Here is a 13,929-nt window from a genome sequence, read left to right on the forward strand (position 1 = left end):
ACCTCCCGGGCAGGGTGACAGGGCGCGAACACCATAGCTGGCGCGCTCACGGCCGCCGCCACCGGTCCCTTGAACGCAGGGGCCCGCGTTCGGGGCGCCCCGGACCAACCGCCGCGCCGAACCCCCGGCCCGGGCGCCGCGCGGAACCCCCCGCCCCGGGGCGGGCCGGTCACCGGACGTGGTGCGGTCCGTGTCCCGTGGTCCCCGACCGGGGACCGGAGCCGCCGCGCGACGGTCGGCAACGCAGGGGTACCGTCCCGGCCTTCCGGTGCTGCGGGATGCCCGGATCCGGCCGGTACCGGTCACCGGGTCGCGGACACGGGGAAGCGGACGGCACCCGTCTTGCGCGTCCCGGTACTCGGCGTGAAGCCGCGTACTCGCGCTAGTGTTCGTGTGTGAACCTCCATGTCGTCGTGGGATACGGACCCGCCGGCGCGGCCACCGCACGGCTGCTCGCCGGGAAGGGTCACTCCGTTCGTGTCGTCACCAGATCGGGCGGGAGACCGGAACCCGGCATCGAGCATGTCGTACTGGACGCGACGGATGCCACGGCGCTGACCGAGGCGTCACGGGGCGCGGCCGCGATCCACAGCTGTGCCGCACCGCCCTACCACCGCTGGGCGAGGCAATGGCCGCCGCTGGCCTCGTCGCTCTGCGCGGCGGCCGAGGCGACCGGCGCGGTCCTCGTCCTGCTCGGCAACCTCTACGGCTACGGCCCGGTGGACGGTCCCCTGACCGAGAAGCTGCCGCTCGCGGCGACCGGCACCAAGGGGAGGGTGCGCGCCGCCGTCTGGGAGCAGGCGCGGAAGCTGCACGAGCAGGGGCGCATCAGGGCGGTCGAGGTGCGGGCCTCGGACTTCTTCGGACCAGGTGTGACCGACGGCGGGCATCTGGCCGCGCGGGTCGTGCCACGGGTGCTGCGCGGCAGGCCGGTCTCCACGCTCGGGGATCCGGAGGCACCGCACAGCTGGACCTACCTCCCCGATGTGGCCAGGGCCCTGGAGGAGGTCGCGGGCGAGGAACGGGCCTGGGGACGGGCCTGGCACGTCCCGACGGCGCCCGCGCTGTCCAGCCGGGAGATGGTCGACCGCCTTGCCGCCCGGGCGGGATCGGGCCCCGTCGCGGTGCGGGGGCTTCCGGGCGCCGTGTTCGGTGTCCTGTCGGTCTTCTCCCCGCTGATCCGTGAACTCAAGGAGATCCGGTACCAGTTCGACCGTCCGTTCGTCGTCGACTCCGGCGCCTACGAAGCCGCGTTCGCGGTACGGGCCACCCCCGTCGGTGAACAGGTCGGGGCGACCGTGGACTGGTGGCGTGAGCGCGTGACGTCCACGGGGTGACACCCGGGCCCGCGCCCGTCGTCGCCCGGTACCGGCGTTCGTACGCTGCGGGAAGGGGACACTCCACGGCAAGGGCGGCGGGCGGGTTCCTCACCGCTCCGGCGTGTTCCCCACGGTGACGCCGGCCCGGGGCCGGTGATGAACTCCCGGCGCCGGGCCCGCCCGTGACCATCGGCGCCGCTCTGCCCGGGCAGCCGCCGCCCGGGCGGGTGCGGCCGGTCCGCCGCCGGTGCGCGGTCCCGCCCCGGTGGCCGCTCAGCGTCCGGACGGGTTCCCCGGCCGCAGCAGACCGTCCAGCGCGCGGCCGAAGACCAGCCGTCCCACCCGGGCTCCCAGCGGCTCCAGCGGCCGGGGAACCCCCATCAGCCGCAGCTCCTCCGTCCACACCACCAGCGACCCCCGGCCCAGGGGGCGTACCTCGATCTCCGCCCAGCCGCGGACGACACGGCCGCGCTTCTCCAGCCGGCAGACGCCCCCTCCGGTGCCGCCGGGCGGTTCCCAGCGGACGACTTCCATCGGGTCGTCGAACCCCAGCCGTCCGAGCGCCGAGCGCACCACGAAGACCGTGCCGGTACGGGTGGGTCCCGGTGTCACCGAGGTGAGCGCGGTGCACGGCACCCGGGCCGCGTGCGCACCCCAGTCGGTGACCCTTCGCCACGCCTCCCCGGCGGGCAGTGCCACCTCCCGGGTCAGCCGGAAGGCGGTCATTCCTCCGGGGCGGTCCCGCCCGCCACCACCAGACCGCCCGGCAGATGCTCCTCGATCTCCTCACGCGCGGCGGCGGAGAGCCCCGCGTCCGTCACCAGCGTGTCCACCTCCGCCAGCCGGGCGAACGAACTCAGGCCCACCGTCCCCCACTTGGTGTGGTCCGCCACCACGACCACCCGCCGGGCGGCCCGTACGAAGTGCCGGTTGGTCTCCGCCTCGGCGAGATTGGGGGTCGAGAGCCCGGCCTCCACCGAGATGCCGTGCACGCCTATGAACAGCACATCGAAGTGGAGCGTGCGGATCGCCGTGTCCGCCACCGGCCCCACCAGGGTGTCCGAGGGGGTGCGCACCCCACCGGTCAGCACCACCGTCGCCCCGCGCGGCCGGGCGGAGCCCGGAGCGGCGCCGGGCGCGGGCCGCTGGGCCGTGTGGAGGACATCGGCCACCCGTACCGAGTTGGTGACCACCGTCAGCTCGGTGACGTCCACCAACTGCTGGGCCAGTGCGTACGCCGTCGTGCCTCCGGCCAGCGCGATCGCCGTCCCGGGGGTGACCATGGCCACCGCCGCCCGGGCGATCTCCTCCTTGGCCCGCAGTTCCAGACCCGACTTCGCCTCGAACCCCGGCTCGTGGGTGCTCGCCTCGACGACCGGGACCGCGCCGCCGTGGACCTTCTCGACGACACCCTGCCGGGCCAGCGCGTCCAGATCCCGGCGCACGGTCATGTCGGAGACATTGAGCTTGCGGGTCAGCTCGTTGACCCGTACGCCACCGCGCCTGCGCACCTCGTCGAGGATGAGTGAACGCCGCTGTTCCGCGAGCAGGTTCTGGTTGTCGGTCACCGCCGTGGCCGGTCCTTCCGTCTCGTCGTACGCCATGGCACCAAGGGCGCTCATCCTCCCACGGCCCTCTGCGAGGGGGCTCGCGGAGATTCCGTGAGCGCCCTGCCGCGAACCGTCCGAATCCGGGATTCTGAGGTACGAACGCCGCACGGCCGCCCGTCGGCCGGTCCTCCCAGCCAGAGAGCGAGCCACCGACGTGTCCGCTGAGACCCCGGCCCCGCGCAGTGAGGGGCCCGCGCTCGAACTGCTGGTCCACGGCGTCGGGGGAGCCGGCCCGCAGGAGATGCTCGGCGACCCGAGGACGGTACGGATCTCCGGGGACGACAAGGCCGCCGTGTTCCGGCGCGCCGACGACGAGCACGCGGACGAGCGGCACGAGCGCGCGGAACGGCCTGAACCCGCGGGGGCGGACGAGCCCGCCCGGTCCGCTCCCGCCGGGTCCGCCGCTCCGGACGCCCCCGCCGCGCCGCGCGACAGGCCCGTCCCCGAGGCGTACTGCTGGTCCAACCTCACCTCCGGCAACAGCGCCCGCGCCCTGTGGCTGCTGCTCCTTCCCTTCATGGTCGTCAATCTCGCGCACTGGATGCGGCCCAGGGCCGCCGGCCTCGCCCGCACCACCCGGCTGTACGGGGCCCTGGTGCGGCTGCTGGCGCTGAGCCTCACCGTGCTGCTGACGGCCGCCGCCTGCGAGGTGGCGCTCGATCTGCTGGCGTGGCAGTGCGCCGGACTGGTGGAGTGCGCGGACGGGAGATCCTGGCTCGGCTTCCTCTCGGCCACTGGCGGCGGCTGGTGGTCGGAGCCCGGCCGGCGGCTCGCGCTCGCCTCGCTCGTACCGGCGGCCCTGGTGGGACTGCTCTGGTACCTCTCCCACCGCACCTGGAGCGCCTACGAGTCCCAGCGGCCGCCGACGGGCGAGGGTGTGGACGAGGGCCACCGGGGCCCCGCCCCCGATTCCGGCCCCGGACCCGACCTCGACCACGAGTCCGATCCCTCGGCGGAGGACGGTACGGCGGCCGGGCGGCCCGCGCTGGGCCGCCCCGGATTCTGGTACGGCCGGCGGCTCGTCGCCCGGCTGCGCGCCGCGCATACGGCCGCCGGACTCCTCACGGTCTCCGCCGCCGTCGCCGGGGCCGCCGCCCGCCACGACCGGTCCGGCGACCAGGCGCTGCTGACGGTCTGCGGGGTGCTGCTGGAGGCCGTTCTCGTTTTGGGCACGGCTGCTGTGGTGCTGGTCGTCGTCAGCAGGGGGCGCGGCGAGCGGCGCTTCGACGCCCGGGCCGACCGCGCGCTCGTGCGGGTCCTGCCCGCCGGAGCGCTCCTGGTCTTCGCGCTGTCCCTGGTGTACGCCTCCTGGTCCCGGCCGCTGTGGCAGTCCCGGGGGACCCTGCCCGGGGACATGACGTTCCGGGTCATCGTCCTGGTACAGGGCACCCTGGTCGTCGCGCTCGCCGTCACCGCGCTCGTCCTGCACCGCCGCGCGCGCCATCCCCGTACCGTGCTGGCCGGACTGGGCGGGCCGGCCGTCGCCATGCTCGCCTGCGCGCTCGGCGGAGTGATGACCGGAGGGGTCGCCCAGCGGGTCGCCGACTGGCTGGACGGGCCCGGCACCCCCGGTATGGACGGCGACGGATCGATCCCGGGGCCGCCCGTCCTGCTCAGCTGGCAGGCGTCCGTCATCCCCGTCCTGCTGGTCCTGCTGCTGATTCCGGCCGCCGCCCTCGGGATCCGGATCTGGCTGGCGGCCCGCCGGCTGCGCGGGACCGTCGAGCGTGACTACGCGCGGACGGTGCCCCCGCCCGGCCGGTGGCGGCCCGACCCGGCCAGGACCCGCCAGATCGCACGTGCCCGGGCCCGGGCCTCGGTCACCGACGGCGCGCCCCGGATCGTCGGCGTCGTCGCGGGCTCGGCCCTGTTCCTGGGCGCGGGCGCCGTCACCGGGGCCTGGATCAGCGACGAGGTGCCCGGCAAGGCGTTCGGTGACAGCGGCTCCTTCGCCGAGGCCGCCGCCGGGACCGCGCAGTCGCTGGGCTCCTGGCTGGTCGGCTTCGGCTTCATACTGTTCGTCACCTGGGGCCGCCGCGCCTACCGCGACGCCTCCGCCCGGCGCACCATCGGCGTCCTCTGGGACGTCGGCACCTTCTGGCCGCGCGCCGCGCACCCGTTCGCACCGCCGTGCTACGCGGAGCGCGCCGTCCCCGATCTCACCTGGCGCATGTGCACCTGGACCGAGCGGACCGGCGGACGGCTGGTGATCTCCGGTCACTCCCAGGGCAGTGTGCTGGCCGCGTCGGCCGTGTGGCAGCTGCCCGCCGCCACCCGGGGCCGGGTCGCCCTGCTGACGTACGGCTCACCCCTGGAACGGCTGTACGGCCGCTGGTTCCCCGCCTACTTCGGGCCCGACGCCCTGGCCGACCTCCGGGACGAGGTGCACTGCTGGAGCAATCTGTGGCGGCACACCGACCCGATAGGCGGGCCCGTCCTCGTACCGGCCGGTCGGGGACCGTCACCCGACCGGGAGGTTCTCCTCGACCCGGTGGCCTACGGCCGGTCGTCCCGGCACCCGCTGCCCGAACCGATCCTCGGGCACTCCCAGTACCAGGCCGACCCCGTCTTCGCCACGGCCCGCGGCGAACTGCTCGGGCTGCTGCCCGGCGTACCCCGACAGCCGGGGCCGCCGAACGGCGCGGCCCGGCGGGCTCAGGGCAGTTCGGGCAGATCGTCGGAGTAGAGCAGGGTCAGGGCGTCCGTGTCGGTCTCGGCCAGCTCGGCGACCCGGCCCGCGTGCCGCTCGACCATCGACTCGAAGGTCTGGCGCGCGGTACGGCCGTTGCCGAACGCGGCACCCTTGGGCAGTTCGGTGAAGTACTTCAGCAGTGCCTCGCCGGTACCGTCGGCCAGCCGGTACTCGTGCTCGTCGGCCTGCTGCTCCACGATCCTCAGCAGCTCACCGGCCTCGTAGTCCTGGAAGGTGATGGTCCGTGAGAAACGGGAGGCCACACCGGGGTTGACCGCGAGGAACCGCTTCATCTCCGCCGTGTACCCGGCGACGATCACCACGACCGAGTCCCGGTGGTCCTCCATCAGCTTCACCAGGGTGTCGATGGCCTCCTTGCCGAAGTCCCGCCCTGAGTCCTCGGGGGAGAGGGCGTACGCCTCGTCGATGAACAGCACCCCGCCACGCGCCCGTTCGAACGCCGCCTGGGTGCGGATCGCGGTGGAGCCGATGTGCTCACCGACCAGATCGACCCGGGAGACCTCGACCAGATGGCCGCGCTCCAGCACCCCGAGCGACGCCAGGATCTCGCCGTACAGCCGCGCGACCGTGGTCTTGCCGGTGCCGGGGGAGCCGGTGAACACCAGGTGCCGCCGTACGGACGCGGCCTTGAGTCCCGCCTCCTGGCGGCGCCGGCCCACCTCGATCATGTTGGTGAGGGACCGGACCTCGCGCTTGACGCTCTCCAGGCCCACCAGCGCGTCCAGTTCACCGAGAACGGCGTCCGAGGCGCGCGCGGGCTTCGCCGGGGCGGCCTCGGCGGCCGGTGCGGTCCGCGGGGTCTCCGCGGAACCGGGCGCGGGCACCGAGGTCAGCCGGGCCGTCACCGGCTCGCTCCCGATGACCGCTCCCGTCCCGGGCGGCAGGGCGGACTCGTCGCTGGTGCAGTCCTCGACCAGCGGCAGGCCCGGCTCCGCGAACTCGTAACCCCCGCGCGCGCACCGCTCGGTGCGGCACTTGTGCAGGGCCGTACGGCAGCCGTCCATCACATGGAAGCCGTAGCCGCCGCTGCCCGTCACCCGGCAGCCGCGGAAGGTGCCACGGCCCTCCGCCGACACATAGAAGCCCGCCTCGGCGGGCGAGGTGACCGTACAGCGCTCGATCACCGGGTCCGCGCCCTTGGTGACGATCACCCCGGTCTGCGCCGCGTCCACGGTGCAGCCGTTGAGCGTGCCGCCGCTGCCGTGGTCGCGGAACCACGCGCCCGTGGACGCCTCCCTGATCCGGCAGTCGTCGAGCTGCGCGGTGGCGCCGTCGCTCACCGAGACCGCCGTATTGCGGATCTGGGACAGATCGCTGTCGACGACATCGACCCGCGACCCCCGGTCCAGCACGAACAGCGCGTCCGGGACGTCGTGGACGCGGCAGGAGTCGAGGACGGCGGTGGCGCCGTCGCTGATCCAGACGGCCGGATAGTCGCCCGTACTGTCGTGGATCTCGCACTGGTTGGCGTCCACCCGGGTGCCCGGATCCCACACCGACAGGCCGTTGCGCCCGAAGCGGCGCACCGTGGAGCGGGTGAGCGTCAGCACCGACCGGGAGCGCAGATCGATCGCGTTCTCCGGGATGTCGTGGATGTCGCAGTCGGAGAGCGTGAGCACGGCGTCGGTGTCGAGGGTGACACCGTCGGCCGAGGTGCGGTGCACGCTGGAGTCGGTGAGATGCGCCGAGGCGCGGGAGGCGATCTGCACACCGGCGCCCTTGACCTCGTACACCTCGCAGCCGATGGCCTCCAGTCCGCTGCCCTCCCCGGTCACGGTCAGCCCCGCGCCCGAGGCGTGGTGCACCCGGCAGCGCTCCAGCCGGGGGTGGCCGCCGTCGCGCACCGAGACCCCGGACTGGCCCGCCGCGACGACCTCGCACTCCTCGAACACCCCGCCGGCGCCCTCCAGCACGGCGATGCCGACACCGGCCGGATTGTCGACGACGACCCGGCGCACGGTGGGCCGGGCCGCGGCGCGCACCTCCAGACCGGCGGCCGACCGCGTGGAGATCCGCAGATCGACCAGCTCGGGCGTGCCGTCCTCCACCAGCAGCGCGGGCGCCGTCGTGTCCTGCCCCTCGACATGGAGGTCCTGGACGGTGGCCGAGGCGCGCACGGTCAGCGGCACGCCGTCGGCGGGCGCGATCCGCACCGAGCCGACCGAGCCCTCGGGCCCGCGCAGGGTGACCGCCCGCCGCACCACGAGGTTCTCGCGATACGTCCCCGGTGCGACGGTGAGGACGTCGCCGTCGCCCGCGGCCTCCAGGGCGGCCGCGAGCGAGGCGTACTCACCTGTGCGGCGCCGCCACCGCGAAGTACCGGTGTGGGTCACCTGAACCGTGCCCTGTGCCATCGTGCTGCTCTGCCCCCACCTCGGGAATTCGCTCCGCCGCGCCCTCGCGGGGACGGCCTGGGTGATCCGTCTCCCGGCCCGTGTCCGGCCGGTGCCGGGCCGACCGCCGGCGCGGTGTCCGTCCGACGCCCCGGCCGGCTCCGCCGTGCACGGGGAGAAGATCCCGGCCCCGCGAGCGGGTCACGCTCCACCGTAGCGTGAGTGAGGGGCGGCAGTTGACGAATCGGGAGGTCAGCTGCCCGCGCCCGCCCGTCCCCAGTCGGGGCCCGCCGCGGCCCAGGCCCGGTCGAGGCGCGCGTGTCTGCGGCGCACCAGCTGACGTACGAGAAGTCTTCGGGCGCCTTCGACCAGTCCCGCCGAGACCAGGCCCGCGCCCACGCCCGCGAGGACGCCGTGCGTCCTGACCGACGCGGTGTCCAGCGGCCGGCCGGTGATCCGGCCCGAGCGGTCGGCCCAGACGGTGAAGGTGTCACCCGCGCGCGGACGCGCCAGCGGGGAGGAGAGTCTGCCGGTGTGTCTGCTCCCGTCCGGCGCCGTCCAGGCGGCGACCACGGAACGCCGTTCGTGTGAGGCGGGCACCCCGGGGAGATACATCCGGGTCGGCGACTTCGGAGCCGGCCCGACGACCGTGGCGGTGATCTGAAGGCGCTGCTGCCGCTGTGCGCGCGCCTGCTGGCGCACGGACTCCTCGGTGAGGCCGCCGGTGATCCAGCCGATGACCGGGGCGGCACTGACGATCAGTAACGCGGCGACGAGCGCCACCCATGCCTCGACGAGATCGGTCGCGCGACGCAGCGGATTGCCGCGCCAGCGCCAGAGCCCTGCTGCTGCCCGCACCGCGACACCCCCTTCCCTCTCCGTGATAGCCCGGCACGGCACGGCGCACGGACGAGTCGCGGGAAAGAGAGAGGTACATCACCCCTCGCCGTCACCTTGCCGTAGGCCCAACGTCCGCGGCACGGCGCGGGGTTCCCACAGACCTCTTCGGGCGCGAACCCCGGGCCCCCACGGCCGGGCGGCTTCACGGTGACGGTGATACGGATCCTGTCCGGAGCCCCGGGGGGCGCCGGTACTTCCCGGCCCCGGGTCAGTACCCCTGGCCCGGATGCGGGCGGGTGTACTGGGCGTTGTACGCGGTGGGGCCCTGCGCGGGCGGCGGCGCGGGCCGGGCCGCCGCCGGGCGCATCGCCTCGTAGCCGCTGGGCGCCTGGCGCTGGGGCTGAGGGCCCTGGGGACCCGGGTAGCCGCGCTGCGGTGACGGCTGCTGCGGAATGTACGGCGCCGCGGCCTGCTGGAGCGGTACGGGCTGGGGCATCTGCTGGGGATGGCCGTACGCGGGCGCCTGCTGGTGCATCGAGGGAGCCGCCGGCAGGGCCGGCAGAGCCGCGGGGAGCGCCGGCAGATAGCTGTTGCCGGTGTCGTACGCGGAGGGCACTCGGATCGGGGCGATCTGAGGCGTGCCCCGCTCTGCGACCAGTGAGTCGTAGATCGGGGTGTCGGCGAACGACGGAGCGGAGTAGTAGCCGCCGCCGTAGGTGACGCGGGGGGAGGTCATGGCACATAAGTTAAGCCCTGAGTTGTCGGTTGGGGAGCCCGATTAAAGGGTTCTTTCGGGAGAGGCGAGGGGCTGCCGATCCCCAATGTGAGCGAATCTGGGAAAATCGGTCGTCGAATCGAGCAAGAATCGTGTAAAGGACGAGCTGAGCGCGGGTTACTCGTGCGTCGGCACGCGCGCTCGGGCGCCCGGGAGGAATAGGTTGGCGCCCAGCGAATTGTCCGGTGACACTCCGACTCGCGAGGGGGCGAGCATGTCCATGCTTAAGGGAGCCAATACTCCGGTGGCGGCGCAGCGGGTGCGCGTCGAACTGGGCTGGCGGCAGGGCCCGTCGGTACCGGATGTCGACGCGTCCGCGCTGCTGATCGACGACGGCTCCGGCAAGGTCCGGTCGGACGCGGACTTCATCTTCTACAACCAGCCCTCGCACGCCTCCGGGGCCGTGCGCCACGAGGGGAAGCAGAACGCGCCGGGCGCGGTCACGGACGTCGTCGGCGTCGACCTCGGCGGCGTGGAGCCCGCGATCGGGAAGATCGTCCTCGCCGCGTCCGCCGACGGCGGCACCTTCGGACAGGTGCCGGGGCTCTACATCAGGGTCGTCGACGCGGTGTCGGGAGCCGAGATCGCGCGCTACGAGAGCCAGGACGCGAGCGTCGAGACGGCGTTCGTCCTCGGTGAGCTGTACCGCAGGCAGGGTGCCTGGAAGTTCCGCGCGGTGGGGCAGGGCTACAGCTCAGGACTGGCCGGGCTGGCCACGGACTTCGGCATCACGGTCGACGAACCGCAGCAGGCCGCCCCGCCGCCGCCCCCCGCTCCGGTCCCGCAGGTCACCCCTCCGCCCGTGGCCCCCCGGCCCGCACCGGCGCCCCCCGCGCCTCCCGCACCCGCGCCCTCCGCGCCCACGGCGCCCGTACGTCTGAGCAAGGTGACGCTGACGAAGGAGACCCCCACGGTCTCCCTCACCAAGCAGGGCGGCACCTCCGGGACCATGCGCGTCAACCTCAGCTGGCAGGTCCGCAAGCAGTTCAAGGGCTGGGGTGCCAAACTCGGGCGGGCCATCGCGGTGCACGGCGACCTGGACCTCGACCTGTGCGCCCTCTACGAACTCGTCGACGGCAGCAAGGGAGTCGTCCAGGCGCTCGGCAACGCCTTCGGCGCCCTCCACCAGCCCCCGTTCATCCATCTCGACGGGGACGACCGCACCGGCGGCACATCCGGTGAGAACCTCACCATCAACCTCGACCACCAGCAGTACTTCCGCCGGATCGTCATCTTCGTCACCATCTACGAGGGCGCGCGCAGCTTCGCCGACCTCGACGCCCATGTCACCCTCCAGCCGCAGCACGGCGCGCCCATCGAGTTCTCGCTGGGCGAGTGCACCGTGCCCTCCACCGTCTGCTCCCTCGCGCTGATCACGAACACCGGCTCGGACCTCGTCGTCCAGCGCGAGGCGCGGTTCCTGGTCCCGGAGCGCGGAGTCAGCCCGCAGCGCACCATCGACTACACCTACGGCTGGGGAATGAACTGGACCCCCGGCCGCAAGTGAGCCGGGGGCGGGGGTGATTCCAGGGCGCGGTCCGCGGGGACGGGGCCGCCGGCGGTACGGCGCCGCCGGCCCGGCCGCGGGCGCGCACCGGTCGCCCCGCCCGGTCGGTCCGGTCACCCCGCCCCGGTCACCTTCCGCGGTCAGGTCTCCTCGGGCGCGGCCCCGGGACGGGCGTAGGTACGCCCCTTCCAGGCCGCGCCCCGGCCCCGGTAGTGCTGCACCGCCGAATCGACCGTCATCAGCAGATAGAGCAGGGCGGTGAACGGCAGCAGCAGAGCCGCCAGGGGCGACTGCCGGTAGTAGCGCAGCATCGGCAGATACGTCGCCGTCATCACGGCCTGCGCCAGCCCTCCTGCCCAGGCCGCGGGAGCATCGCCCCCGACGACGCCCACGGCCAGCGCGAGGGACGGCACCAGATACACCAGCGTCAGCCCCAGCACCGTCCCCGCCAGCAGCAAGGGGCTGTACAGCAGTTGGGCGTACGCGCTGCGCGAGACCATCCGCCACAGATCCGCCAGCCGCGGATACGGCCGTACGCTGTCCACCCGCTCCGCGAGCCCCAGCCAGATCCGGCCGCCGGACCGCTTCACCGCCCGCGCCAGCGACACATCGTCGATCACCGCCTGGCGGATCGAGTCCGGGAGCCCCGCGCGGTCGGCGGCCTCCGTGCTCAGCAGCACACAGCCGCCCGCCGCCGCGGCCGTACGCGCCCCGGGCCGGTTCACCCACCGGAAGGGATAGAGCTGGGAGAAGAAGTAGACGAACGCGGGCACCACCAGGCGCTCCCAGCCCCCGGCGACCCGCAGCCGCGCCATCTGCGACACCAGATCGAGCCGGTGGTCCCTCGCCGAGGCCACCAGAGTGCGCAGACTGTCCGGGGCATGGGCGATATCGGCGTCCGTCAGCAGCAGATACACGGGCCCGCGCGTCCTCGCCAGCGCCATGCCGTGCCGCAGCGCCCACAGTTTGCCCGTCCAGCCCGGCGCGGGCTCGCCGGGGGAGACCACGGTCAGCGGCAGCCCGCCGTACCGCTCGGACAGCGCACGGGCCACATCCGCCGTGCCGTCCGTACTGCCGTCGTCGACGAGTACGATCCCGGCACTCCCGGGGTAGTCCTGTGCCAGCAGCGAGGGCAGGCTGTCCGGCAGGACGGCGGCCTCGTCCCGCGCGGGCACCACCACGGTGACATCCGGCCAGGAGCCCGGCGCGCCGGAGCCTCTGGCCGGATGCGGCAGCCGCTGGTCCGTGCGCCAGAAGAAGCCCTGCCCCAGCAGCAGCCACCCCCACGCGAGCAGTGATCCGACGGCGGTCCAGGCGAGGGGGCTCATGCGCCGCAGTCTGCCGCACCGCCCCGGTTCCCCGAGGTCGGTCGACTATGGTGACCGGGTGAAGATCGCGCTGATGGACTCCGGAATCGGCCTCCTCGCGGCGGCCGCGGCGGTACGCAGGCTGAGGCCGGACGCGGATCTCGTGCTCTCCTCCGACCCCGACGGCATGCCCTGGGGTCCGCGTACACCGCGGGATGTCACCGAACGGGCCATCGCCGTCGCCCGCGCCGCCGCCGCCCATGCGCCCGACGCCCTCATCGTCGCCTGCAACACCGCCTCCGTACACGCGCTGCCCGCCCTCCGCGACGAACTGGAGCCCGCGATCCCGGTGATCGGCACGGTGCCCGCGATCAAACCGGCGTCGGCGGGCGGCGGCCCCTTCGCGATCTGGGCGACGCCCGCCACCACCGGCAGCCCCTATCAGCGCGCCCTCATCCGGGACTTCGCCGGGCGCGCCGAGGTCACCGAGGTGCCGTGCCCGGGTCTCGCCGACGGCGTCCAGTTCGCCGACGAGGCCGGCATCGACCGCGCGATCGCCGCCGCCTGCGCCCTGACCCCCGAGGACGCCGCCGATATCGTCCTGGGCTGCACCCACTACGAACTGGTCGCCGAACGCATCCGCGCCGCCATCGGCCGCCCCGTCGTGCTGCACGGCTCGGCCGACGCGGTCGCCGCCCAGGCACTGCGCCGGATCGGTACCCCGGCCGCGGTCCGCCCCGGGGCGCCCGGCGGGCTCACCGTCATTCTCAGCGGCCGGGAGTCCCCCCTGCCCGACCGCGCGCTGGGCTACGCCGAGGCCCGGCTGCTCGGGGCCGTGACGCCCGCGCACTGACGCCGCCGACGGTCACGGGCAGGGCCGGGGGCACCCGTCTCCCCGGCCGCCGGACCGGATGTGATCCTCATGACGGACCCCATGCCGGGGCGCCGGAAGCTGGGTACTCTGCACGCATGAGGGACCCATCCCATGACTCGACGCACGCCGAGCCCGTCCCCGCCATCTGGACCGGCCGTGCGACCAACCGGGTGCAGTGGCTGCTGGCCTTCGCCGGAGCCGCCTGTATCGCGCTCGGCATCGTGCTGGCGGTCGTGTCCAGCTGGACCTCGGGCGTCGCCCCGCTGGTGATGTCCGTGGTCGGCTGTGTCGCGGCCGGTCTGCTGATGCTCTACGGAACCCTCGCCTTCGTGCATGTGGCGGTCAAGGTGGACGGCGACGCCGTCGAGGTGCGCTGTGGTCATATGGGCCTGCCGCGCCGCCGGATCCTCCTCGCCCATGTCGTCGGCGCGGAGTTCGAGCCCAAGGTCACCCCGAGGCACTGGGGCGGCTGGGGCTACCGCTGGCGCCCGGAGCGGGGTACGGCGGTCGTCGTACGCCGGGGCGAGGGCGTGGTCGTCACCCTGGGTGACGGCAGAATCTTCACGGTCACCGTGGACGACGCGGAATCCGCGGTCCGGGCCATCCGCGACCGGCTCGGCGCGGGGTCCGGCAAGCCGGCGCAGATCTGAG

At 74.0% G+C, this 13,929-nt stretch carries 11 protein-coding genes; 5 read left to right on the forward strand and 6 right to left on the reverse strand.

Annotated features, from left to right (window positions below):
• The first annotated feature begins 395 nt into the window (after nucleotides 1-395).
• Complete coding sequence (locus tag ACIBCM_RS26690; RefSeq protein ID WP_399247420.1) at nucleotides 396-1,337, forward strand: NAD-dependent epimerase/dehydratase family protein; 942 nt, start codon at nucleotides 396-398, stop codon at nucleotides 1,335-1,337.
• A 255-nt stretch (nucleotides 1,338-1,592) separates the two neighbouring features.
• On the opposite strand, the gene ACIBCM_RS26695 is transcribed toward ACIBCM_RS26690, so the two are convergent.
• Nucleotides 1,593-2,045 (reverse strand): SRPBCC family protein, encoded by a 453-nt coding sequence (locus ACIBCM_RS26695; RefSeq protein ID WP_399247422.1) that lies wholly within the window; start codon nucleotides 2,043-2,045, stop codon nucleotides 1,593-1,595.
• Nucleotides 2,042-2,887, reverse strand: a complete 846-nt coding sequence (locus ACIBCM_RS26700) for a DeoR/GlpR family DNA-binding transcription regulator (protein WP_399247627.1) — start codon at nucleotides 2,885-2,887, stop codon at nucleotides 2,042-2,044. The genes ACIBCM_RS26695 and ACIBCM_RS26700 overlap by 4 nt, the downstream gene beginning before the upstream one ends.
• Before the next feature lie 196 nt (nucleotides 2,888-3,083).
• On the opposite strand from ACIBCM_RS26700, the gene ACIBCM_RS26705 reads away from it, so the two are divergent.
• Nucleotides 3,084-5,615, forward strand: coding sequence for a hypothetical protein (locus ACIBCM_RS26705; protein ID WP_399247424.1), 2,532 nt, complete (start codon nucleotides 3,084-3,086; stop codon nucleotides 5,613-5,615).
• Here the strand turns inward: ACIBCM_RS26705 and ACIBCM_RS26710 are convergent.
• From ACIBCM_RS26710 to ACIBCM_RS26720, 3 genes are all read right to left on the reverse strand, one after another.
• A complete protein-coding gene (locus ACIBCM_RS26710; RefSeq protein ID WP_399247426.1) occupies nucleotides 5,585-7,996 on the reverse strand; it encodes a right-handed parallel beta-helix repeat-containing protein in 2,412 nt (803 codons plus the stop codon). The two genes, ACIBCM_RS26705 and ACIBCM_RS26710, sit on opposite strands and share 31 nt — an antisense overlap.
• A 231-nt stretch (nucleotides 7,997-8,227) precedes the next feature.
• Complete coding sequence (locus ACIBCM_RS26715; RefSeq protein ID WP_399247428.1) at nucleotides 8,228-8,833, reverse strand: hypothetical protein; 606 nt, start codon at nucleotides 8,831-8,833, stop codon at nucleotides 8,228-8,230.
• A gap of 250 nt (nucleotides 8,834-9,083) precedes the next feature.
• Nucleotides 9,084-9,551 carry a DUF6643 family protein gene (locus ACIBCM_RS26720; RefSeq protein WP_399247430.1) on the reverse strand — a complete coding sequence of 156 codons (468 nt, stop codon included), beginning with the start codon at nucleotides 9,549-9,551 and terminating at the stop codon, nucleotides 9,084-9,086.
• A gap of 253 nt (nucleotides 9,552-9,804) precedes the next feature.
• On the opposite strand from ACIBCM_RS26720, the gene ACIBCM_RS26725 reads away from it, so the two are divergent.
• Nucleotides 9,805-11,097: a TerD family protein gene (locus ACIBCM_RS26725; RefSeq protein ID WP_399247432.1), complete on the forward strand. Its 1,293-nt coding sequence runs from the start codon at nucleotides 9,805-9,807 to the stop codon at nucleotides 11,095-11,097.
• 140 nt (nucleotides 11,098-11,237) lie between these two features.
• Here the strand turns inward: ACIBCM_RS26725 and ACIBCM_RS26730 are convergent, their stop codons facing one another.
• Nucleotides 11,238-12,425 (reverse strand): glycosyltransferase, encoded by a 1,188-nt coding sequence (locus ACIBCM_RS26730; RefSeq protein ID WP_399247434.1) that lies wholly within the window; start codon nucleotides 12,423-12,425, stop codon nucleotides 11,238-11,240.
• Between ACIBCM_RS26730 and ACIBCM_RS26735 the strand changes: the two genes are divergently transcribed.
• Together ACIBCM_RS26735 and ACIBCM_RS26740 are read left to right on the forward strand one after the other, a co-directional pair.
• On the forward strand, nucleotides 12,424-13,257 hold the full coding sequence (locus tag ACIBCM_RS26735) for a glutamate racemase (protein ID WP_399247436.1): 834 nt from the start codon (nucleotides 12,424-12,426) through the stop codon (nucleotides 13,255-13,257). The genes ACIBCM_RS26730 and ACIBCM_RS26735 overlap by 2 nt on opposite strands.
• Before the next feature lie 116 nt (nucleotides 13,258-13,373).
• Nucleotides 13,374-13,928: a hypothetical protein gene (locus ACIBCM_RS26740; protein WP_399247438.1), complete on the forward strand. Its 555-nt coding sequence runs from the start codon at nucleotides 13,374-13,376 to the stop codon at nucleotides 13,926-13,928.
• The last annotated feature ends 1 nt before the right edge of the window (nucleotide 13,929 follow it).

The organism is Streptomyces sp. NPDC051018, from assembly GCF_044456085.1.
GTDB lineage: Bacteria > Actinomycetota > Actinomycetes > Streptomycetales > Streptomycetaceae > Streptomyces.

Bases quoted from the DNA above. Each gene is read 5' to 3' on its own strand.
- ACIBCM_RS26695 (WP_399247422.1), bottom strand. From the start codon at position 2,045: ATGACCGCCTTCCGGCTGACCCGGGAGGTGGCACTGCCCGCCGGGGAG.
- ACIBCM_RS26710 (WP_399247426.1), bottom strand. From the start codon at position 7,996: ATGGCACAGGGCACGGTTCAGGTGACCCACACCGGTACTTCGCGGTGG.
- ACIBCM_RS26720 (WP_399247430.1), bottom strand. From the start codon at position 9,551: ATGACCTCCCCCCGCGTCACCTACGGCGGCGGCTACTACTCCGCTCCG.
- ACIBCM_RS26725 (WP_399247432.1), top strand. From the start codon at position 9,805: ATGTCCATGCTTAAGGGAGCCAATACTCCGGTGGCGGCGCAGCGGGTG.
- ACIBCM_RS26735 (WP_399247436.1), top strand. From the start codon at position 12,424: ATGCGCCGCAGTCTGCCGCACCGCCCCGGTTCCCCGAGGTCGGTCGAC.
- ACIBCM_RS26730 (WP_399247434.1), bottom strand. From the start codon at position 12,425: ATGAGCCCCCTCGCCTGGACCGCCGTCGGATCACTGCTCGCGTGGGGG.
- ACIBCM_RS26740 (WP_399247438.1), top strand. From the start codon at position 13,374: ATGAGGGACCCATCCCATGACTCGACGCACGCCGAGCCCGTCCCCGCC.